The sequence below is a fragment of the Sphaerospermopsis sp. LEGE 00249 genome (assembly GCF_014299995.1).
Classification (GTDB): Bacteria; Cyanobacteriota; Cyanobacteriia; order Cyanobacteriales; family Nostocaceae; genus Sphaerospermopsis; species Sphaerospermopsis kisseleviana.
This window is the reverse complement of the sequence record NZ_JACJUZ010000038.1, coordinates 1-21,380: the sequence shown is the minus strand read 5'-3', so window position 1 is coordinate 21,380 and position 21,380 is coordinate 1. Positions and strand designations below refer to the sequence as shown.

The following is a 21,380-nucleotide window of genomic DNA, read 5'->3' as shown; positions in this document are numbered from 1 at the left end:
TCCTGTGGGATATTCTTTAGAATTACCAGGAATAAGAGATAAATCAAACCAAATATTTGAATTTAATAATCTTTCAGCTATAATCTTACCATTACCTATTGGTTTGTCAGTCCAAAACAACAAAGAAACATTAAATTTAAGATCATCAATTTGAATGCCTACAAAAATATTATTACCTATTGCTTCTCCATTGTTTAAACAAGTGTTTTGCTTTTTTATACAATACTAAAAGTCACATACACCTTTGTTTTTTACCATATCTGATTTTACAATAAAATCTCCTTGTTTGAAATCATGCCAATTATTAATTTTGAACCCCTCAATTGTTAATCTTTGTTTTATAAGTTCTGCTAATTGTGAATACCGAAGTTTAATTATGACATCATGAAATCGAATTTCAATTAATGGATATATATTTTTATTATAGAAAATTGAATTGTCATTGTCATTAATATAGAATAAAGATGATAATTTATGCAGATGTTTTATAAATTGGATATACTCTGCTAAAAGTTGTCCATGATAAAGATTGTTTTCAGAAATTTCTAGTTGTACTTCTTCAAGTTTTTGAGATAAATTCTCATAATTCAAATAGTGCCAAATAAATTGATGATGTTCATGATTTATAATAATTTTATTTTCTGATTTTAAGAAACATGAAAAATTAGGTTTAACTAAACTTAAAAGCAAAAAATTGGCATCAGGATGTTTATCAGAGTATTTTTTTAATTGTTCTAAGTCAGGAAGACTTTTTACTTTATTTTCAATAATTAATGTTTCTCCATTACTATACTCTAATGTTAAATCAATATTCTTATGTTCTCTATAAACTTTTGTTAAACTAGCTTCATTATTTTTCAAAAAATCCCCAAATATATTACCTAATATTTGCGGATACATTTCACATATCCAGGCTAAAAAGTTGCTATGAAATAACTCTTTTGATGATAGAGAAAAATTAAATAGTGGTAAACCCTTTAATTGAGTGACAATTTCTTGTATTTCTAATTGATTTGGAAACATATCTTATGATTATACCTTATTGATTTAACTCTTCTGAAAATTTATCACTAATTCTAGAAATAATGACAGTGAAATGATTACAGTATTACCTAAAGTTTTAATTTCATTAAAAATCTATAATAATGATTATTCTCCTCTCCGATAAGCTGCTATTTCTTCATCAATTTCTGCATCTGTTAAAGGATGAACAGCGTGTAATTCCTGGGTTTCTTGACATAATTGGCTAAATTCTTCAGCTAATTTCTGTCTGTGGGGATCTGGTTGATAATTCCTTTTTAGTTCCTGCATCATTTTAATTTTCTCCTCCAGTAATTTTTGTGCTGGTTCTCCCGAAAGAATTGTAATTTTTTGACTTTCTTGATTGAGATTTTGTTTTTCTGCTAATACTTTTAAAGCATCAGTAATCACTTCATTAGGTGTTTTATATTTACCTGTTTTTAACTGTTCCTGCAATAACTTCTCTTGTTCTGAATCCAAAATAATTTGTATCATATTTCTTACCCTGTTACCAGTTTTCTATAATTATAACCATCAACATTGATTTATTTTGTTGGGTTGCGCTTTCTTTGTACCCAACCTACGGATCTGCGGTTTATTATTCCCAAAAAAATAGGGACAGTTGACACCATCCCCATTAATTTCCTATTATTGAAAACCTTTACAGTTGAGGAACAAACTGTTGCTTATCAGGTACTTCAGTGTACTCAGCGACAATTTGCCGGAACTCGTCACCGTCAATGGTTTCTTTTTCAATTAACAGATCAACTAAGCGATCTGTAACTGCACGGTGTTCACGAATAATTCTCTTGGCGTTTTCATAACACTCTTCGGCGATCGCTCTCACTTGTCCATCAATACGAGAAGCAATAGACTCAGAATACTCGGATCTGGTTGTCCAGTCACGACCTAAGAACACTTCACCTTGTTGACTTTCTAAAGATAAAGGACCTAAGTCAGACATCCCAAACCGTGTTACCATTTGTCTGGCCATTCCTGATAACTGTTGCAAGTCTCCACCCGCACCAGTTGTCACTTCCGCAGCACCAAAAATTACTTCCTCTGCTGCACGACCACCCAAAGCACCAGTAATTCTCGCTTTCAGTTGAGAACGGGAAATTAAACCCTGTTCTTCATTGGGCATAAACCAGGTTAAACCCTGTGCTTGTCCTCTGGGAATGAGGGTAACTTTCTGTACAGGATCATGGTCTTTTAATAAAGTACCCACCAAAGCATGACCAACTTCATGGTAAGCAATTAACCGCTTACTCTTGCTGTCTACTAAAGGAGTACCTTCCATCCCTGCAACTACTCTGTCAACTGCATCATCAATTTCTAACAGGGTAATTGCTTCTTTGCGTCTTCTGGCGGTGAGAATAGCTGCTTCGTTGAGGAGGTTAGCAAGATCCGCACCACTGAAACCAGGGGTACGACGGGCGATCGCTTCTAAGGAAACACTCTTGTCTAATTTCTTGTTCCGTGCATGAACTTCGAGAATTTCCAAACGTCCTTTAATATCAGGAGCGTCAACTGTTACCTGTCTGTCAAAACGACCGGGACGCAATAGCGCAGAGTCGAGAACGTCAGGACGGTTGGTAGCTGCAATAATGATGATGCCAGTATTACCTTCAAAACCATCCATTTCTGTTAACAGTTGGTTTAAGGTTTGCTCCCGTTCATCATTACCACCACCGATACCAGCACCCCGTTGACGACCTACAGCGTCAATTTCATCAATAAAGATGATACAAGGAGCGTTATCTTTCGCTTTTTTGAACAAGTCGCGGACACGGGAAGCACCCACACCCACAAACATTTCTACAAACTCAGAACCGGAGATAGAGAAGAAAGGAACACCAGCTTCACCGGCGATCGCTTTTGCTAATAAGGTTTTACCTGTTCCTGGAGGTCCTACCAACAGCACACCTTTAGGAATTTTCGCCCCTACTGCGGTAAATTTCTCCGGTTGTTTCAAGAAAGTAACAACTTCCTGTAATTCTTCCTTAGCTTCTTCAATTCCTGCCACGTCATCAAATTTTACGCCTGTTTTCGCTTCCATTTGGAAACGAGCGCGAGACTTACCAAAATTCATCGCTTGGCCAGGACCACCGGGAAGGTTATTAGAGCGACGGAACAAAAAGAATAAACCAGTAATCAACAACACTGGGAATAAAAGATTGCTTAACAAACCCCAGATAGCGCCATCATTGCGGATCGGATGAGCATCAAAGCTAACATTATGTTCTTTGAGTTTATTGATCAACTCAGGAGCGTTAACAGGTAAGTCTACTCTCCAGCGTTGAATGCGGTTTTCAATATCTTGGTCGTTCGCTTCAATAATTGCAGTTCTGCCGCCATCGTACAAGTCCACACTTGTAACCCGATCAGCGTCCAAGTATTCTAAAAAGCGCCCATAGGTCATGCGGGTATTAGCTGCATTACGGCTGTTATCTGCTGGTTGACCGGCAAAAGTACCTTGCCAAAAGAAAAAGCCTATTACCAAGGCCAGCACGGACCAAAGTGCTACAATTCTCCAAGAAAATTTCATCTGTTAATTTGCCTCTAGTACCAATATGACTACTTTTGTAACGGATGTTTATAAATCCATTTTGTAATTTCAGCCATGACAGCGTAGTTTGCTTATGGCAGATTCATGAAATTTTTCTAGAATCTTAATTAAATTTAACCTAATTCTCATACTAATACCAATTGAAAATTCCAAATTAAAAGTTAAATCTTCCCAAAAGCTTATCTATCAAGGGTTTGGGGCTGATTTCTTTTTTGCTCTCCCTGATACTCATTTTACGCTAAACCACGCTGAATCATCAAATATATTTAGTTTTATTTATCTGTGTTTATGCGTAATGTTTTAAATTATAAAGAGTTAATTATGGTTTATAATATAAAGAATACGAAAACATAGAATATTGAACCACGAAGGAACGAAGAAACGAAGATAAGAGTTTTTAGAGAGGTTGTTTGTGATGGGTGATAGTGCGATCGCTGATATTGAAACTAATATTTCAAATATCAGGACTTACGCAAAAGGGAAGGAAAGTAGGGGTAATTCATGAATTACCCCTACGCAAGAATAAGGTTTTCAGTCACATCTTACGTAAGTCCTAAAATATGATAGATTTCTTGTAGAAATTGCGATATCTATCTATGATTGTTACCTCACTTCAACCCCTAAGTGAACTGGTACCTCAACGAGGGTAAGCTCATCTAATTTGGTATAAAATGAACTTGACAAAAGAAACAAGATAAGCAGCAGCGAGCAGAGAAAAATTTGACTTGACATGGGAGCAAAAAAAGTGAGATGAGGACATAAGCCCCCCCTTCAACTCTAGGAATAAAGGTTTATGTCAGCAGGATTTGAAACTAAGTCAAGTGCTTCCAAGAAAAGAAATCATGATCAGGTAAAGCCAAGACAGGTGGCATCCATTGAAGCCATTCAACAAAGTTTAGTGGAAAATTTTGGAGACATAAAAGACAAGAGAGTAGAGCGAACAAAGAAACATCAACTAACCGATATCTTAGTGATTGCAATTCTAGCAGTCATAGCTGGAGCGCAAGGGTGGGAAGACATAGAGAACTACGGCATCAGCAAGCAGGAGTGGTTAGAAGAGTTTTTGGAATTACCAAATGGAATTCCCTCCGATGACACCTTCAGACGGGTATTTGAATTCATCAATCCCGAAGAATTAAATCGTTGTTTCAGCAGATGGATAGAAACCCTAGTGACAAACATGGGAGGAGAGATAATTCCCATAGACGGAAAGACAATTAGGGGTTCTTACGACCGAAATCAAGGGAAATCAGCATTGCACGTTGTTATTGCCTGGGCAAGTGAACAAAATTTGGTCTTGGCACAGATGAAAGTAGAAGATAAATCCAATGAGATTACAGCAATTCCGGCATTATTAGAGTTATTAGATATGACAGGAGCTATTATTACCATTGATGCAATGGGGACTCAAACCGAAATTGCCAACAAGATTATTGATAAAAAAGCAGATTATGTTTTAGCACTCAAGGCAAATCACCCAACTCTCTACAATCAGGTAAAACAATGGTTTGAAACAGCATCTTCACTCTCTTTTCAAGGTATTGATGTCAGTTATGACCACCGCATTGAAAAAGGACATCACCGTACGGAAATCCGTCAAGTTTGGTCTGTTCCAGTTTCGGCTCTTGGTGAACTTTACCAACCCAAAATCTGGGCTGGACTCCAAAGTGTAGTGATGGTTGTTCGGGAGCGTCGTCTTTGGAATCAAACTACTCGTGAGGTTCAATTTTATCTCTCTTCTTTACCCAGTGATGCTCAACTTTTAGGTCGAGCCATCCGTAAACATTGGGGAATTGAGAACCAAGCTCACTGGATTCTTGATTGTACTTTTGCTGAGGATTCTTGTCGTATTCGCTCTTGGAACAGCCCCCGAAATTTTGCTCTTTTACGACGCATTGCTCTCAATGCTCTTAATCGTGAACAAACTTATAAACGTAGTCTTCGACAAAAAATGAAACGCACTGCTATGGATAACGATTACATGATTCAAGTTCTCAGTTCTTGTTTCATTGACTCTACATTAGATTCCGAAAAGCCCTTATGTCAAGCCTGATTGAGATGCTCTTACCCTGACTGGTGATCGGGGACTGGGTAATCAATTTTATGTTTCCCAATCAACTATCAACTATCAACTATTACTTAACTTCTGTGATTTTTAAAGTGTAAGGAAAATATTTCTCTTTTTCGTAAGAACCAATCCAAATTTTGTAAATACCCTCTAACCATTCTCCCACAATACCAGGATTTTTCCCATCAAAATCATCATTACACCAAATACCACCTGGTCCTTGAATCATTATAGTGGTGTCGGCCTTACTTTCCACTTGTAGTTTTAGGTAGTCAAATTTACTGAGCAGTTTTAGAGTGTGATCTGAGTCCTCATCTACAAACCCAGTACATGAACCTGTAGGAGTTTCAGTTTCTCCATTAACTTTGCTCGCTGGAACTGAACCTCCACTCATTCCCCTGACTGTCAAAGGATCAGGTGAAAATTGACGGTTAATGGTGATATCACCAAAAATAGGCGGAACTTCTTCTGCATTAACAATACTATTCATCGCTGTTGTCACACCAAGTGTAACTATCATCAACGATAATCTAATGGCTAGATTAAGGGATTTTTTTGTCATTGTAATTATATTTATATTTAAGTAATTTTAAAGACAAGAATCTTCTATTTTAAGTTCCCGATATTTGCAGTTATCAGGTGACTTGTGAGTGGTGAGTGGTGACTGAGATAATAGGAGTTGAGAAAGAAGAATTTACAGCTATTTTCAGGTAAATAAACCACATTTTGATTTAGGTTTCGCGTCAACAATGTAGGGGCGTTCGCGAAGCGTGCTGGAAGCATCAGCATTGGGATGATAGTCTTAGGTAAAAACCGATAATTAATTGTCCGAATGCTTCGCCCTTACTGTGGTCTAAAGACATGAAAACTGCTGTAAGAATTTATTTTCCTTCCCATCACCCCATCACCCCAGTTACCCAGCTATTGCTTGATTTAAACGTTGTTTATCTAAACCAATCTGATTTAACAATAACCATGATTGAATTAGGTCTGGTCCATGTACATCCCCGGTTAAAGCTGCTCGGAGCGATCGCATTACTAAACCTTTTTTGACACCTTGCTCTTTTACCACTTGTTTAATGATGCTTTGGGCGGTATCTGCGGAAAATTCTGGTTGATTTTCCAATGTTGTCACAATTGCTTGCAGTACAGGTTTCACCCCTTCTTGTTGCAGTTGTTGACTACCTTCTTCACTGAACTCTACCCCATCAGTAAAAAAGACTTTGCTCATGGGAACAGCATCCACTAACCGCGTTAAACTAGCAGCAATTAAACTTACCAACTGCTCTAACCAAGGACGCTCCCTACCACTAGTAAATGTATATCCTGCTTCCTCCCAAAAAGGTATTAGCAAATCTATGAGTTTATTAACTGGCATATTATGGATATATTGACTATTAATCCAATCTAATTTATCCCAGTCAAATTTAGCACCTGCTTTATTTACCCGTTCAAAGGTAAATTCTTTAGCTGCTTGCTCTAGCGTAAATATTTCCTGCGTAGAATCTGGGGCTGACCATCCCAATAAGGTCATATAATTAACTAAACCTTCCGCAGTAAAACCCATTTTCTGAAAGTCAGAAATTGAAGTTACTCCATCCCGTTTAGATAATTTCCTGCCTTCTTGATTCAAAATTAAGGGTGTATGGGCAAATTCGGGAATTTTTGCACCCATAGCTTCATAAAGTAAAATCTGTTTCGCTGTATTGGCAATATGGTCTTCCCCACGAATGACATGAGTAATTTCCATATCAATGTCATCTACCACTACCACAAAATTATATAGAGGTTGACCAATACCTTCAGCAGAAGCGCGAGCAATGACCATATCACCACCCAAGTCACTTCCGCGCCAGGACATTTTACCCCGTACCAGGTCATTCCAGACAATTTCCCGATCATCTTCAATTTTAAAGCGAATTACAGATGAACGACCTTCCGCTTCAAAAGCTGCTTGTTGTTCTGGGGTCAAGTTACGATGACGGTTATCATAGCGGGGTGCTTCGTTTCTGGCTTTTTGTGCTTCCCGCAGCGCGTCTAATTCTTCTGATGTGGTATAGCAGCGATAAGCTAAACCTTGATCCAATAATTTCTGTACTGCTGCTTGGTAGAGGTGTAAACGCTGAGATTGGAAAAATGGACCTTCATCCCAGTTTAAGCCTAACCAACGCAGTCCACTGAGAATATTATCAGTATATTCAGGACGCGATCGCTCTAAATCTGTATCTTCAATGCGTAAAATAAACTTACCACCGTGATGATGGGCAAATAAATAATTAAATACAGCAGTTCTCGCTGTACCAATATGTAAATTACCAGTAGGACTGGGAGCAATACGAACTCTTACAGACACAGTTAATTCTCTCTCTCACAAAGCATTATTAATTTAACAAGTGCTGAGTGGTTGTAAACCACCGATATGGGTTATTTTCCCAGTCTGTTAAAAACAGCATTCCTGAGAGATATTTAAAATTTTCTCCCAGGAATCAGATTTTAGGTTTTTGCAACGGGACTGACGGGGCTCGAACCCGCAACTTCCGCCGTGACAGGGCGGTGCTCTAACCAATTGAACTACAGTCCCTAACAGTTGATTGCGTTTTTCTCAACTATACTATTATTGCTTAATCTTTTTTGGCTGTCAAGTAGTTGGGAGAAAAAATTGAAATTTTTTTTCACAGGTGACTGGTGATTGGTGATTGGTGATTGATTGGGTTATTATCCTCGCCTGTCTCCCCAACCTCCTAACCTGTGGACTGGCTTTTAGCTTCCAGATGTGCCAATATTTGAGTTTGGATTTGCTTGTACTGCTGCTTTAACAATTTTTTGCTGGTATGAGATTTAGAGGATGAAGGTAATTGCTCACTTTGTTTAACCCAAGCTTGTAACTTTTCTTTCTGTGCTGTGGCAATACTACTGCTAAGAATATTAGCGCAGTGATGGGGGGGTTCAAGGGTAAAGAGAATCAAAGAGTAAGAATTATTAGCAGCTAAAGCTGATACTAACTGAGTATTATGAGGATTTTGCATATCTAGATAGCAGGGCAACCACTTAGGACCGAGTTGCCGATGATAGAGAACAGTGATCCACAGCAGCATCGGGTGGGGGGAGGTGATAAAGACAAACTGGTTGTAACGTTTGTTATCGACACGATTTTTAATTTCTTGCTGGGGTAGCATGAGGTATAGAGCCGCAACAACAGTTTTCCCAGTATCTATCAACTGCGGAAAAACAATTTCTTGAATGGGTTTATTTTCAGGCCAAACCAGTTTATTATAACTATAACTAATTTTTGCAGAAGTTCCCGGAACTAAGGAACTGGCAGAATGGGATTTGTAATCTAAACTTGTGGTGATTGGTTGTGGGCTAGACTTTTCTATATTGGTTAATATTTGAATTATTTCACCCATATTTTGAGGTCTATTTTCTGGTTTTTTTTCCAGACAAGCCATAATTAAATCATTTAACTGTTGAGGTATTTCAATATATGGATTTACCTCAGCGATCGCCCTTGGTTTTTCAAAGTGATGTACCTTATACCAAGCACCAAAATAGTTAGTTTCTGGTTGCCAAGGTTTTTGCCCAGTTAACATCTCAAACATCATCACACCTAAGCTATAAATATCGGCGCGACTATCTACGTCTCCTGCATCTAATTGTTCAGGAGAACAGTAAGCTAAAGTTCCATGAAATCCCTTAGTGTTGTTGGATGTAGTAGTGTTGAGAAATTTGGCAATCCCAAAATCTAAGATTTTTACTAACTGCCCCAAAATAGGATCAGGAATCACAATTATATTAGCTGGTTTAATATCTCTATGAACTAACGGATAAATTTTACCTTCGATCGCAACGCCTTTATGGGCGCACTGCAAACCGACACAAATCTGGCGGGTAAGATTGAGAAACATGGACAGATGTACAGGAATTAATTCTTTCAAAATCTTGCCTGATAGATATTCCATTACATAAAATGGCTTGCCACTTTTACTCACACCATAATCATAAGCCCTAACAATATGTATACTTTTTTGACTCAAGGCAGCACTGAGGAGAGCTTCCCGATTAAAATTAGCTTGAACTGTGGGGTTGGTAAATGTCTGGGTTAAAAATTTTATAGCTACTGGTGTACCTCCAAGCAAAACATCAGATGCTAAAAAAACTTCACCCATACCTCCTTTACCGATTAACTTTTGAAGTTGATAACGGTTGGCCAGCAACTCCTGATTTTCTGGAGACGCATGAGGGTTTGTGTTCACTGCAATAACCTCTAAATTTTAAACTGTTTTTTTTGATCGTTTCACTGTTAGCAGCTAGTCTATAGATTGATTATAATTTAAATAAATCAAATATTTTTGCCATCCAAGCTGAAAGAAAAAATTGGGATTTTTTCGTTTTTGTATTAATCTTTTTTTTTACCTCGACTTTTAATTTTTCATATTCTATTTTGAGAAGACTTTTAGCCTGAGTAGGAGAAATCCGGTTTTTATTCTTTTTATTGAAACTGAGATTGATGGCATCGGATAGATGTTGGCGCTGTTTGGCTGTGAGCATAAAAGTCATAACATGACTACATTTATGAGGATATTCACAGGCAAAAAATAGCAGATGATAATAGCCAATTCCTGCTAAAGTTCGCAATATTTTTTCCTCTCTATTATCTTGAATATCTAAATAATAGGATAACCATCTGATTAAATCAGATTCATCATGTAAAATTGTTACCCACAATATCATGGGATAATCTTCGATTTTACTAATAAATCGGGTATTATGTGTTTTTTCCTGAAATTTCATAATTTCTGCTTGAGGTAACATAGCCCAAAATGTTGGTATATTCCCTCTAATTGTATGTAAAAGATGTGGGAAACAAATTAATCCCACTGGTTTATTTTTAGGCCACTTCTTTTGCCAACACTCTTGTTCAGAAAATGATGTTAAAGGTACTAATTGAACATTATGATCCGAATGATTCGACTCTCGGCTTGGTTCATTATGGCTGAAACTTTTTTGTTCAACCAGAGTTTTAATTTTCCCCAAATCATCTAATATTTCCTGGACGTTGTTTGGTCTATCTTTCACATCTTTTGCCAAACAACGCATGACTAATTGTTGTAATTCTTGAGGAACATGAACATGGGGATTAACTTCTTCAAATGTAGGTGGGGCTTGAACACAATGAAGTCTACACCAAGTGCTAAAAGAGTGGCTTGTTGTATAAAATGGATGTCTTCTAGTAAGCATTTCAAACATGATCAAACCCAAACTATAAATATCAGAACGGATATCTACAATTCTTTGACCTTGCATATGTTCTGGAGAGGAGTAAGGTAGACTACCTATAAAAGATTCAGTCATTGTCATCCCACTACTCTCGGTAAAAAATTTGGCAATACCAAAATCAAGAATTTTCACTATTTCTGTTTTTTTACCATAATTATTGATGAATATATTTTCTGGTTTAATATCTCTATGAATAATCGGATAAACTTTGCCATTTAGGCTTACTCCTTGATGAGCGCAATGTAAACCTAAACAAATTTGCTCGCAGATTACAAAAAACTTTGATAAATCTAAACTTTCATTTTTCAGAATTTGTTTAATAGTTCTACCTCGCAGATATTCCATAACATAAAATGGCACTTTTTCATTAGTTATACCATAAGTAAAAACACGGGTAATATGTTGACTTTTTCTCCCTAATTGAGCGCCAATAAAAATTTCTCTCCCAAAGCGTTCTGCTAAATTTTTATTGGCTATATTTATGGAGAGCATTTTTATAGCAACCAGCATACATTCCTTGGTAACATCTTCTGCTAGGTAAACTCTACCCATACCTCCGACACCAAGTAAATCTCTGATTAAATAACGATGATTTATTAGTTGCCCAATGTAAATGTCAGATGATGTTTTGGATTCATTCATATCCTGGTTGTTGTGTTACACCACAAGATTAATATGTATATTTTCTACAGGATATTTTAGCAAAATTATTACAACTCTTTCTTATTTTTCTTCATCTATACAACTATATAGCCGTAGACAAAGTAGTTAGGACATCAATTAATCATGAACCTCTCACTACAAGAGGGTTTTACTCCTGACTCCTGCTATAAAAGATATCTCGGAAAATTAAATATGTAAAATTTGACACTCACAAATAAGTATTGATATAGCTGCTCAATCTTGTGAATTGATATCAATCAATTTGATTGACTTGATTAAAGTTATCTTCTTCTATGTAACATATTTTCGTATTTTTTCCATAGACGTAAAAATACTTAATTAGGGGTTGCTGTTCGCGTAGGGTGCCGTAGGCATAAAAGTCTTTCTGTGAGGGAATCATTAGAAGTGGCTCCCGATTCGTTTCTATAGAGAGATTCGTAGCAGACGCAATAAGCGATTTAAGGGTGATTCTAGCTTGAGTTTAAAGGCTAGGATCTGGGTGCTTTGGAGTTTGTTAAAATTGTTATCACTGATTAGAATTAAGGAAGTTTGTCCATCAGGTAGTTTTGGACCAAGGGTTAAGCCTTCTATGTTGTCTAAAGCTACATCGAGAGTCTGTAAATCTAAGAGTAGTTTTTTCTCTACAGGTTTGATTTTGTTGATGTCAATGTTTGAAAGGCTGTTAATATTATGAATATCATCGCTATTTTCTAGGGAAACCTGAAACAAAGAAATCGCAAATCCCAAACCTGTAAAAGTTCTTTCTACACTCAGTAAATGTCCTTCATTATCTAAAGAAAGTAAATCTGGTAATCCACTGTCAAACCTGCCTGTAAAATTGAATAGCGGTGTAACTGGTTCTGTGATATACAGAAATTCTTTTTCCGGTTGGTTGGTGGCTAGGTTATATTGCACAATGCGACAAGGACTACCAAAGCTGGGTTTTGCCGCTGCACCATCCTGAATGAGTGCGTTTTCAGTCGCTGTAAATAATAATTGATTATTTTCTGAGATGGTGAGGCTTTCAAAAGCTAAGTTATTACGTATACCCTGCTGACTTTTTGGATCTGGTAAAAATTTATCCGGTATAGGTAAGCTGGTAATAGCTTGGCCAGAAGATAGAGAAAATTCTTTAATAAAAGGATTTATGGATTTTTGCACATCTCCTTCAGAAGCAATGAATACAGTGGCTTTGTTAGTTACAGCAATACCTTCTGTATCGGTTTCACTAGGAGGAAATTTTTGATTATTTTCATTTAATAAGGTGGTGACAGCTACGGGAATAACTCCATCTTTGGTTAATTTTCCTGTGCTGAGGTCAATTTTTAAGGTATAAAATCGAGCAGGTGCTTTTTGCCCTCTGTCGTCAGAAATGGCATAATAAAGATCATTTTTAGCATCATAAGTAATTCCTGATAATCCTCCTAGTTCGGTTTTTTGGAAAGAGTATCCTGTGGGTAAGGTGGCTGCACCAATAAATTTTATATCTGTTATTTTAACTGTTGCTGAGGCAATATTACTGAAGAATATACTGATAATACTGCTAATGATAATGGTAATCGTCAAGTAAATAATGAATAATGGTTTTCTGAGTTTTTTCATTAGTTGCATGAAGAAATAATGCCAATTAGGGGTTGCTGAGAAAGTCTTTCCGTGAGGGGATAGGAGTCAGGAGTCAGGAGTCAGGAGTCAGGAGTCAGGAGTCAGGAGTCAGGAGGAGATTTGAAAATTTCTTTGCCATCTGTTGAAATCCCAAAAAATGCACACTTTTTCCGGTATACCCTTCAAAACCCTTGCACTAATTTCTGTGTTTATCAGCCTCTAAGCTTTGATATATCAAGGTTTTAGGTTTATTCAGCAAACCCCAATTAAAAGTGAAAAATTAACAATTAACAATTGGACAAGTAGGATGTAGTTTGCAAAATCCAAAATCTAAAATCTAAAATCCAAAATTGGATTACGCTAATTTTCTAGTATATTCGGTTTGGAAAAAATTAACTAGCCAATCTTTAACTTTGCGGGTAGCACGACAGTCATCTTCGTTGTACCGTTGGATCAGTTCCAGAAAATGGCGATCGCCTGTTTCTAACCATTGATCATACCAATAAATACACTTAGCACCACTAGCTTCTTGATCACGCCATTCAAATCCTAACCAACGTGCGATCGCTTTGAGGGCATAACTTTCTACTGGTAAGGCAACACTTTCTGTTAATTGTTCATAAATATCTACAAATCGAGTCAGTAGAGGTTCAATTAAGGAATAAGGTGTACAATAAAGTTTACCTAGTTTTTTTACTGTCTCGACTTCATAATTACAAAAATGGTAAATTGGTGCTTGGGGATATTGGCAAACTAAATCTAAAAATTGCTGCCAAATTAGGTTTTCTTGAGTTGGTGTTTCTGCTAAAAATGAATAAAACTTTTCTGTATTATTTTCTCTATCAACTACTAAAACCCCCAATAGATAATTTAAATTTAAATCTGGTTGGGCTTCAATATCAAAATATAACTCGATGGGGGCGGTAAATGTGAGTTTTTCTGCTGGTAAAGCAAAGGGTAAAATTAAAGGAGTTTTTGCTAATGTTGATTTTGCTTGTACTATTAATTTAGATGCTACTTGAGTATCAAAACCAATGACATTTTCTAAAGTGCTAGGATTCGTGTTAGCGAGTGTTTCTAAAGTAGTAGTAGATAATGCTTGTAGTTGAGTGTAGCGAATTGGTGTCACACCTGGTAACAGTGACAGATGTTGCTGAGATTGGGCGATCGCATAACAATGATTATACCAGTGACAAAGATGGCATTTTTGACGGGCAATAAATACCTCTGGTGCTTCTGGCGACTCTACCACTTGAATATACTCCGCCAAAATATCCAGCATTTGTGGTGTCCATTTATCCAAGTCTACCACATAAGTTGTATCTTTATTCCGCAAGATTAACCAAGCTTCATCTGGTGTTACTTCCTGTAATGCTCCCAAAATTTCTGCGTGAAAAGCAGCTATAACCTGATATTCTTGTTTGGGACGTTTACCTAGTTGAATATCCACAGGAACATAAACCCAGTCTCCAAAACTGGATTTTCCAGGCTGTTTGACAAGTAAATCTGGACGACTCAGTAAAGTATATTCATCTTCATAAGTGGCTAATAATACAGAATTATGTATATACTCCACACCTTGCTGCATCAGTTCTATAGTGGCTGCTGCACCTGCTTCCCAGTTTCCTGGAGGAAAAACAGGTTTGTCATATGACAGGTTATGAATTATACTTTTCTGATGGGCAATTTTATCCTGTTGCACTTTTACCAACAACTCATGGGGAATATCTCGCTGGCTATAGTCACCATGAGTATCTAAAAAAGGCCGTCGCTTACAGCGTTGATATTGAAGTAGGAGTTCAGCATTAATGATCATTCATTTAAGTTAACAACAATTGGGATATTTTGGGAATCAGAAGTCGTAGAGGCGAAGTAGGGGCGAAGTAGGGGCGAAGCATTCAGGCGAAAAATTATCAATTTTATGAAAAGGCTATTTTCCGAATGCTGATGCTTCCAGCACGCTTCGCGAACGCCCGTACAGGAGTTAGGAGTTAGGAGAGAAGAATATTATGAATAAATAGGGGGTTAAATAGGGGGTTTTATGCTCAATTTTCGGATTTAACATTTTAAATTTCCCATCCAAAATCTCAAATCCCAAATCCCAAATCCCAAATCCCAAATCTAAAATCTAAAATTGATATTGATATGTTGTATCACCATCGGCAAAAATTTCCAGCTTTAGGGAACAAGATTTATTTTAATTATGGCGGACAAGGACCAATGCCTCAAGGGGCGATGGATGCTATCAGCCAAACTCAAGCGCATATTCAGGAAATAGGACCTTTTGGTGCGGAAGCTTATCGCTGGATATCTCCCCAAATGCAATCTGTAAGGGAGGCGATCGCCTCTACCTTAAATGTACCATCTGACACAATTACTCTCACAGGCAATGTCACCATTGGCTGTAACATCGGAATGTGGGGGATTAATTGGCAAGCTGGTGATCACTTGCTACTTTCTGACTGTGAACATCCCGGAGTGATTGCCACAGCCCAAGAAATTAGTCGTAGATTCGCTGTAGAAGTTTCCACTTGTCCACTCATGGCGACTTTAAACGTCGGTGATCCTGTCAGTGTTATTGCTGAAAATATACACCCTAATACTCGCCTGGTAGTTTTAAGTCATGTTTTGTGGAATACTGGTCAAGTTTTGCCTATTGACAAAATTGCAGAAATATGCAGAAAAAATAATTCTCTGTTGTTGGTAGATGCGGCTCAATCAGTGGGGGTTCTACCTTTAAATCTAACAGAATTGGGGGTAGATTTCTATGCTTTTACTGGACATAAATGGTTATGCGGTCCTGCGGGTGTAGGGGGTTTGTATGTACGACCCGAAGCACGGGAAATGATGCAGCCAACATTTATAGGTTTAGATGGAGTCATCACTAATAATCAAGCACAACCAATTAATTGGCAACCAGATGGGCGAAGATATGAAGTGTCTACCTTAGCAACTCCATTATATATTGCTTTAAAACAAGCGATCGCCATTCATCATCAATGGGGAACAGCAGAGGAAAGATATCAGCAAATTTGCAGAAACAGTGAGTATCTTTGGCAAAAGTTGATAGAATTACCTAATGTCAAATGTTTAAAAAATTCCCCTCCCCAAAGCGGGTTAGTTTCTTTTGTGCTAACCAATAATCAGCCGAGTTTAAAATTAGTGCAGTTTTTAGAATCACAAAAAATCTTAACTCGCACAATTGCCAATCCTAATTGTATTCGGGTAAGTGTTCATTACCTCACCTTAGAATCAGAAATTGATCAATTAATAGCAGCAATTAAAGAATTTTCTCATCTGTAGATGTAAAACTCAATGATTACGTAATAACTGTTTTCTTTTATCTATTCCCTATTCCCTATTCCCTATTCCCTCATTTATGAACCGTCCAATTTTATATATAACCATCACTAACCACGGCTTTGGCCATGCTACCCGAACCGCATCAATAGCTGCAACAATTCAAAAATTATGCCCAGAAGTGCTGTTAATTATTGCTACAACTGCACCCCGATGGCTGCTTGAATCCTACATCAAAGGTGATTTTATTCTGCGTCAACGTGCTTTTGATTTAGGTGTAGTTCAAGCTGATAGTTTGACAATGGATAAAGCAGCAACCTTAGACAAGTTAAGAGAAATTAAAAAAAATCAAAATTCGTTAATTGCTTCGGAAGTTAATTTTCTTCGCCAAAATCGTGTTAATCTCATATTAGCAGATATTCCTTTTCTGGCGGCTGGGTTTGGGAAAGCAGCAAACATTCCCTGTTGGATGATTAGTAACTTTAGTTGGGACTTTATTTATCAAGATTGGGGAGGAGAATTTACAGAAATTGCTGATTGGGTCAGTGATTGGTATACTAAAAGCGATCGCTTATTTCGTCTTCCCTTCCATACACCCATGTCTGCTTTTCCTAATATCATAGATGTGGGTTTAACAGGTGGTTCTCCCGGTTTCCCTATTGATGAAATCCGCACCATTTGGGGAATAACTACACCACCAGAAAAAACCATCTTGCTAACATTTGGAGGTTTAGGTTTACAAGCAATTCCTTATAATAATATTGAAAAATTTTCTGATTGGCAATTTATCGCCTTTGATGCTTCCGCACCAGATTTACCTAACTTAATTAAAGTGCAAAATCGCCAATATCGTCCTGTTGATTTTATGCCAATTTGTAGCAGAGTAGTTTCTAAACCAGGGTACAGCACTTTTGCAGAAGCTACACTTCTAGGACTTCCTATTATTACCATCCCGCGTCATGACTTTGCGGAAGCTGATTTGCTATTAGCAGGAATTAAAAATTACAACCACCATCAAATTATCACACCAACAGAATTTTTTGATGGAACTTGGGATTTTCTTCATGACTTACCCCAACCGCCAAAACAACCACAACCCATAACTAAAAATGGTAATGAAACTATAGCCAAAGCAGTGATAGATTATTTTCAGTCAATTTAACTAAAATTCCTGAAACACTGCCAACCTAAAATCCAAAATCCAAAATTATTATGACACACTATCAAAAATTACTGAGAATTTCCACAACTGGCAAATCCTTTCAGAATATTACATCAAAAGTTGCCGCTATAGTGAGCGAATCTGGAGTGAAAACTGGACTTTGCACCTTATTTTTGCGTCACACTTCAGCCAGTTTAATCATTCAAGAAAACGCTGATCCTGATGTGTTAATAGATTTAGCAAATTTTATGGCTAGATTAGTACCAGAAGGTAACTATTATATTCATGATGCCGAAGGTGCTGATGATATGCCAGGACACATCCGCACAGTTTTAACTCATACCTCCGAAAACATCCCCATTAATAATGGTAATCTAGTTTTGGGAACATGGCAAGGTATTTACATTTGGGAACATCGCCAGCATAATCATACCAGAGAGTTGGTAGTTCACATTTGGGGATAATAACTGATAATAACTGATAATTATTTTACCCAAAATTAAGAAAATACAAAATGCTCTCAAAAAATATCAAAATATATTCATATACAAAATAGTCCACTTATCTGATAAATTTACCATGCCATCGAAAATTACTCTCACCATTACTCAAGGTACACTCTCTGGCAAGCAATATAGTTTTGATTCTCGTAGCACTTGTATCATTGGCAGAAACCATGATTGTAACCTACAATTAGCCAATGAAATTGATATGACTATTTCCCGCTATCACTGCTTATTAGATATTAACCCTCCAGATATTCGGGTGCGCGACTTAGGCAGTTTAAATGGCACTTTTGTTAATGGTAAAAAAATCGGTCAAAGGAAACGCCATCAAACAGCACAAGAAGGTTTAAAGTTAAATTTTCCACAATATGATTTACAAGATGGTGATGAAATTAAAGTGGGGGATATTTTATTTAAAATAGCTATAGAATTAGAAAAATTACAACCAATTAAAACTGCCAATCCAGTTGTAGAAAAAGTAGAACCCAAAAATTATTTAAATATTATACAACGCTTGCTAGATTTAGCTGCACAAGGTCAAGAAAATCTGCAAAGCATCTCCTGTTATAAATTAGTTAAGTCTCTAGGGAAAGGTGGTTTAGGTGAAGTATTCTTAGCAGAAAACAACAAATTAAGAAAATTTGTGGCTATAAAGTTAATGTCTCCGTCCGTTGTTGCTCAGGAAGAAGGTATAAATAAGTTTCTCAAGGAAGCAGAAAATACTAAATGTTTAGAACATCCCCATGTAGTGAAGATGTTAGATTATGGATTTGCTGAAGAAACTTTCTTTTTTATCATGGAATATTGTGAAGGAGGTAATGTTTGGGATTTAATGCAAAGGTCTGGATGGCGTTTACCTACAGATATTGCTGTAGAGATAATTATCCAAGTTCTCGACGGTTTGAGCTATGCCCATCAAGTAGAAGTTCCCAATGTGAAATTACCTGATGGTACACTAGGAAAAGGCAAAGGATTGGTTCACCGAGATTTAAACCCATATAATATTTTGATTACATACATTAATGATAAAATAGTTGCAAAAATAGGTGATTATGGTTTAGAAAAAGCCTTTGACTTAGCCGGTTTAAGTGGTCAAACTTTAACAGAAAATCAAATGGGTACACCTGCTTTTATCCCACGTCAGCAAGTGCTAGATTTTCAAAACTCATTGCCAGAAGTTGATATTTGGGCAACAGCAGCTTGTTTATATAATATGATCACAGGATATTTTCCCCGCGATTTTACAGGTGATCCTTGGTTAGCAGTCTTGCAAAATGATCCTGTACCTATTCGTAAGCGTAATAACAACATTCCTCCAAAATTAGCTGAAGTGATAGATTTGGCTTTGGTGGAAAAGCCGCAAATTACTTTTCAGAGTGCGGAAGAGTTTAAACAAGCTTTAATCAAAAGTATGTCATAAATTTTTCCTACTTCAATTTTTCGGGAGCATCCCAAATGTGTAAATTTATTTTTATCTATGGAAATAATATGCACCAAAGTCCTGATATGATTGAACCGCAAAGGACGCAAAGGACACAAAGGTAAGAAAGTTGAGCGAGAGTTTTTGGTGTGGCTGTGTGGGATGCTCCCAATTTTTCCTACTCTTGCCTCCTACCTGTGTTGGATGTGGTTTCACCATAGCTAAATTTAGGCTACAATGGTTTAATTATCTTGCTTATGTAAAATTACTTAAAATAATAAGTGAAAATATCTAATGAAAATTACTGATTTAATCACCTGGTTTGAAGAATGGGCAAATCCCGCTTGGTGCGAAAACTGGGATAATTGTGGTTGGCAGATTGAACCTGGTGTGTTAGAGGAAGAAGCACGGGTATTAGTGTGTTTAACTCCGACTTTAGCAGTGATGGCAGAAGCGATCGCTCTCAACGCTAATCTGATTTTTGCCCATCATCCCCTGATTTTTAATCCCCCTAAATCTCTCCGCAGTGGGGAAGCACTAGCAGAAATGGTAAGGTTAGCTTTTACTCACAATATCGGTATCTACAGCGCCCATACAAATTTCGACCAGGTAAATGATGGCACTGCGGATGTATTGGCACAAATATTACAACTGCAAGCGGTATCTCCCATAGTTCCCACCCAATCTGGTTTAGGATATGGACGGGTAGGAATGTTAGAACCAGCTTTAACATTGCAAGAATTACTCTCGACAATTCAAACTCAACTTCATCCCCCAAAATTGATTTTTTCCCCCGCAGCGAATTTACAACAGCAAATTTCACGAGTTGCGGTTTTGGGCGGATCGGGCGCAGGTTTTATTTCCGCAGTGGTGAAAACCAACGCCCAAGCCTATCTCACCGCCGATTGTAAATTTCATCAATTTCAAGAAAGTAGAGATCAAGGATTAATTTTAATTGATGCTGGACACTATGCCACTGAACGCCCAGCGTGCGATCGCTTGGTACAAAAATTCCAATCACTAAATTTAAATTGGGTGCAGTTAAGTCAACAGGATGAAGATTTCCGCCAATTTTTACCGTGAGCAAAGATTTTTTAAATTGTAATCTTTGATACTAAATATTCCTTTCTTCATACAATCTTTATAGTATAATTACATACTTAACATCATTGTTGATCACATTTGAACTAGTTGTACTTTTGGCTACTTTTAGTTTATCAGTACGTAGATAAAAGCCTTTAATTATAGAGGATTTCTGTTTTTTAATCGTGATGGAGGTCACAACTTTTCTGTAATGAGAATCACGAATATTTACTGTTTTATATCAATGTATTTAGCAAGCAAGTGTTTGACAATAGAAATGATAAATCGTTCATTTGCCCTATTGATCATGATTCGCACACTCATTGCATCTGCCTTTCAAACCGGATATCTTAGTGTTGAATCAGAGGGTTTACTCCTTCAGGTATTGGCAACTAGGTGCTATCAATCCGATGATTTAAAAGCTCTTACAAACCTATACGAAGCAATCCGCATAGGTACAGTTAAACGAGAAGCTTGTTCAAATAATTCTCGAGAATTGCCTGTACTGAACAAATGTCACTAAGAATTACTCGATACAACTTAACATAAAGCCTAACTTTCTGCTATATAAAACCTAGACAAAACTAGACTTTACTTTCTACTTCAACGGGAGCATGGGAGCAGTTATCCCTCAGTAGACTTTCACGCCTTAGCCAGACGCGATAAATTAATTGCAGCGTTTAGATCCCTATCTATCTCAAAACCGCAGT

Annotated in this window: 16 protein-coding genes and 1 tRNA gene; 7 read left to right on the top strand and 10 right to left on the bottom strand. The window is 37.1% G+C overall.

Annotated elements, in window-relative coordinates; all coding sequences use genetic code 11:
• Positions 1-225: 225 nt before the first annotated feature.
• The 3 genes from H5968_RS14155 to ftsH2 form a co-directional block, all read right to left on the bottom strand.
• On the bottom strand, positions 226-1,023 hold the full coding sequence (locus H5968_RS14155) for a PD-(D/E)XK nuclease family protein (protein WP_187040475.1): 798 nt from the start codon (positions 1,021-1,023) through the stop codon (positions 226-228).
• Positions 1,024-1,149: 126 nt separating this feature from the next.
• Positions 1,150-1,515: a hypothetical protein gene (locus H5968_RS14150; RefSeq protein WP_187040474.1), complete on the bottom strand. Its 366-nt coding sequence runs from the start codon at positions 1,513-1,515 to the stop codon at positions 1,150-1,152.
• A 166-nt stretch (positions 1,516-1,681) separates the two neighbouring features.
• Positions 1,682-3,568 (bottom strand): ATP-dependent zinc metalloprotease FtsH2, encoded by a 1,887-nt coding sequence (ftsH2, locus tag H5968_RS14145; RefSeq protein ID WP_187040473.1) that lies wholly within the window; start codon positions 3,566-3,568, stop codon positions 1,682-1,684.
• 814 nt (positions 3,569-4,382) lie between these two features.
• Here ftsH2 and H5968_RS14140 point away from each other — a divergent pair.
• Positions 4,383-5,642 carry an ISAs1 family transposase gene (locus tag H5968_RS14140; protein WP_187040472.1) on the top strand — a complete coding sequence of 420 codons (1,260 nt, stop codon included), beginning with the start codon at positions 4,383-4,385 and terminating at the stop codon, positions 5,640-5,642.
• Positions 5,643-5,724: 82 nt separating this feature from the next.
• Here H5968_RS14140 and H5968_RS14135 read toward each other — a convergent pair whose 3' ends face one another.
• The 7 genes from H5968_RS14135 to H5968_RS14105 all read right to left on the bottom strand — a co-directional run bounded on the left by H5968_RS14135 (position 5,725) and on the right by H5968_RS14105 (position 15,015).
• Positions 5,725-6,219 carry a hypothetical protein gene (locus H5968_RS14135; protein WP_187040471.1) on the bottom strand — a complete coding sequence of 165 codons (495 nt, stop codon included), beginning with the start codon at positions 6,217-6,219 and terminating at the stop codon, positions 5,725-5,727.
• Positions 6,220-6,570: 351 nt separating this feature from the next.
• Complete coding sequence (gltX, locus tag H5968_RS14130; protein WP_187040470.1) at positions 6,571-8,010, bottom strand: glutamate--tRNA ligase; 1,440 nt, start codon at positions 8,008-8,010, stop codon at positions 6,571-6,573.
• Between the two features lie 154 nt (positions 8,011-8,164).
• Positions 8,165-8,238: transfer RNA gene (locus H5968_RS14125), tRNA-Asp, on the bottom strand.
• A gap of 160 nt (positions 8,239-8,398) precedes the next feature.
• Positions 8,399-9,910: a serine/threonine-protein kinase gene (locus H5968_RS14120; RefSeq protein WP_187040469.1), complete on the bottom strand. Its 1,512-nt coding sequence runs from the start codon at positions 9,908-9,910 to the stop codon at positions 8,399-8,401.
• Positions 9,911-9,980: 70 nt separating this feature from the next.
• On the bottom strand, positions 9,981-11,576 hold the full coding sequence (locus H5968_RS14115) for a serine/threonine-protein kinase (RefSeq protein WP_187040468.1): 1,596 nt from the start codon (positions 11,574-11,576) through the stop codon (positions 9,981-9,983).
• A 444-nt stretch (positions 11,577-12,020) separates the two neighbouring features.
• The gene (locus H5968_RS14110; protein WP_187040467.1) at positions 12,021-13,208 is read right to left on the bottom strand and encodes an esterase-like activity of phytase family protein; all 1,188 of its coding nucleotides are present in this window, start codon (positions 13,206-13,208) and stop codon (positions 12,021-12,023) included.
• Between the two features lie 346 nt (positions 13,209-13,554).
• On the bottom strand, positions 13,555-15,015 hold the full coding sequence (locus H5968_RS14105; protein WP_187040466.1) for a TM0106 family RecB-like putative nuclease: 1,461 nt from the start codon (positions 15,013-15,015) through the stop codon (positions 13,555-13,557).
• A 329-nt stretch (positions 15,016-15,344) separates the two neighbouring features.
• Between H5968_RS14105 and H5968_RS14100 the strand changes: the two genes are divergently transcribed.
• The 6 genes from H5968_RS14100 to H5968_RS25725 all read left to right on the top strand — a co-directional run bounded on the left by H5968_RS14100 (position 15,345) and on the right by H5968_RS25725 (position 21,193).
• Positions 15,345-16,502 carry an aminotransferase class V-fold PLP-dependent enzyme gene (locus H5968_RS14100; RefSeq protein WP_187040465.1) on the top strand — a complete coding sequence of 386 codons (1,158 nt, stop codon included), beginning with the start codon at positions 15,345-15,347 and terminating at the stop codon, positions 16,500-16,502.
• Positions 16,503-16,578: 76 nt separating this feature from the next.
• Positions 16,579-17,661 carry a glycosyl transferase gene (locus H5968_RS14095; RefSeq protein ID WP_187040464.1) on the top strand — a complete coding sequence of 361 codons (1,083 nt, stop codon included), beginning with the start codon at positions 16,579-16,581 and terminating at the stop codon, positions 17,659-17,661.
• A 50-nt stretch (positions 17,662-17,711) separates the two neighbouring features.
• The gene (locus H5968_RS14090) at positions 17,712-18,125 is read left to right on the top strand and encodes a secondary thiamine-phosphate synthase enzyme YjbQ (protein WP_187040463.1); all 414 of its coding nucleotides are present in this window, start codon (positions 17,712-17,714) and stop codon (positions 18,123-18,125) included.
• 115 nt (positions 18,126-18,240) lie between these two features.
• A complete protein-coding gene (locus H5968_RS14085; RefSeq protein WP_187040462.1) occupies positions 18,241-19,587 on the top strand; it encodes a protein kinase in 1,347 nt (448 codons plus the stop codon).
• Positions 19,588-19,881: 294 nt separating this feature from the next.
• Positions 19,882-20,670, top strand: a complete 789-nt coding sequence (locus H5968_RS14080; protein ID WP_187040461.1) for a Nif3-like dinuclear metal center hexameric protein — start codon at positions 19,882-19,884, stop codon at positions 20,668-20,670.
• Positions 20,671-20,977: 307 nt separating this feature from the next.
• On the top strand, positions 20,978-21,193 hold the full coding sequence (locus H5968_RS25725) for a hypothetical protein (RefSeq protein ID WP_255427134.1): 216 nt from the start codon (positions 20,978-20,980) through the stop codon (positions 21,191-21,193).
• Positions 21,194-21,380 lie beyond the last annotated feature (187 nt).

Excerpts from the sequence above, each read along its gene's own strand:
- H5968_RS14115 (WP_187040468.1), bottom strand. The coding sequence starts at position 11,576 with ATGAATGAATCCAAAACATCATCTGACATTTACATTGGGCAACTAATA.
- H5968_RS14105 (WP_187040466.1), bottom strand. The coding sequence starts at position 15,015 with ATGATCATTAATGCTGAACTCCTACTTCAATATCAACGCTGTAAGCGA.
- H5968_RS14140 (WP_187040472.1), top strand. The coding sequence starts at position 4,383 with ATGTCAGCAGGATTTGAAACTAAGTCAAGTGCTTCCAAGAAAAGAAAT.
- H5968_RS14090 (WP_187040463.1), top strand. The coding sequence starts at position 17,712 with ATGACACACTATCAAAAATTACTGAGAATTTCCACAACTGGCAAATCC.
- H5968_RS14095 (WP_187040464.1), top strand. The coding sequence starts at position 16,579 with ATGAACCGTCCAATTTTATATATAACCATCACTAACCACGGCTTTGGC.
- H5968_RS14085 (WP_187040462.1), top strand. The coding sequence starts at position 18,241 with ATGCCATCGAAAATTACTCTCACCATTACTCAAGGTACACTCTCTGGC.
- H5968_RS14110 (WP_187040467.1), bottom strand. The coding sequence starts at position 13,208 with ATGCAACTAATGAAAAAACTCAGAAAACCATTATTCATTATTTACTTG.
- H5968_RS25725 (WP_255427134.1), top strand. The coding sequence starts at position 20,978 with ATGATTCGCACACTCATTGCATCTGCCTTTCAAACCGGATATCTTAGT.
- H5968_RS14150 (WP_187040474.1), bottom strand. The coding sequence starts at position 1,515 with ATGATACAAATTATTTTGGATTCAGAACAAGAGAAGTTATTGCAGGAA.
- H5968_RS14100 (WP_187040465.1), top strand. The coding sequence starts at position 15,345 with ATGTTGTATCACCATCGGCAAAAATTTCCAGCTTTAGGGAACAAGATT.
- H5968_RS14135 (WP_187040471.1), bottom strand. The coding sequence starts at position 6,219 with ATGACAAAAAAATCCCTTAATCTAGCCATTAGATTATCGTTGATGATA.
- H5968_RS14080 (WP_187040461.1), top strand. The coding sequence starts at position 19,882 with ATGAAAATTACTGATTTAATCACCTGGTTTGAAGAATGGGCAAATCCC.
- H5968_RS14155 (WP_187040475.1), bottom strand. The coding sequence starts at position 1,023 with ATGTTTCCAAATCAATTAGAAATACAAGAAATTGTCACTCAATTAAAG.
- ftsH2 (WP_187040473.1), bottom strand. The coding sequence starts at position 3,568 with ATGAAATTTTCTTGGAGAATTGTAGCACTTTGGTCCGTGCTGGCCTTG.